Source organism: Pseudomonas brassicacearum, from assembly GCF_003732265.1.
Taxonomy (GTDB): domain Bacteria; phylum Pseudomonadota; class Gammaproteobacteria; order Pseudomonadales; family Pseudomonadaceae; genus Aquipseudomonas; species Aquipseudomonas brassicacearum_D.
In genome coordinates, this window is sequence record NZ_MOBK01000304.1 from 1 (window position 1) to 485 (window position 485).

At 62.7% G+C, this 485-nt stretch carries 1 protein-coding gene; it reads right to left on the minus strand.

Translation table 11 applies throughout. The features are described 5' to 3' along the window. Positions 1 to 485: TonB-dependent receptor domain-containing protein (locus BK660_RS31420; RefSeq protein ID WP_123436449.1), on the minus strand; the 485-nt coding region annotated here is incomplete at both ends.

Below are 485 nucleotides of genomic sequence, written 5' to 3' on the forward strand. Positions count from 1 at the left end.
CGCCACGCCCGACCAGTACTCACGATCGAAGACGTTCTGCAGGGTGGCGCGGAACGTCGTTGGCCGGCCTTCGATTTTGGTCGCATAACGCGCGCCGGCGTCGACGCGGGTCCAGGCATCCAGCTCCTGAGTGTTGGCCTGGTTGACGTACTGGCTGTCGGTGTAGATCGCCCCGCCGGTAAGGGTAAAGCCTTCAAGCCATGGCGTGTCCCATTCGGCCCATACGTTGGCTTGCACGTCCGGCACGCCAACCGGTTTGTTGCCGCGATTGGCCTTGGTCGCCGAATCGGTCAGTTCACCGTCGAGCACGGTCACGCCGCCCATCAGGCGAGTGCCCGGGGCCACTTCGCCGAACATGCTCAACTCGACACCACGGTTGCGTTGTTCGGCCTGCACTGAGAACACGTTGTCGGCACCGACTTCACCGCTCGGCTTCTCGATCTGGAACAACGCCAGAGTGGTCATGAACGTACCGTGCTCGTACT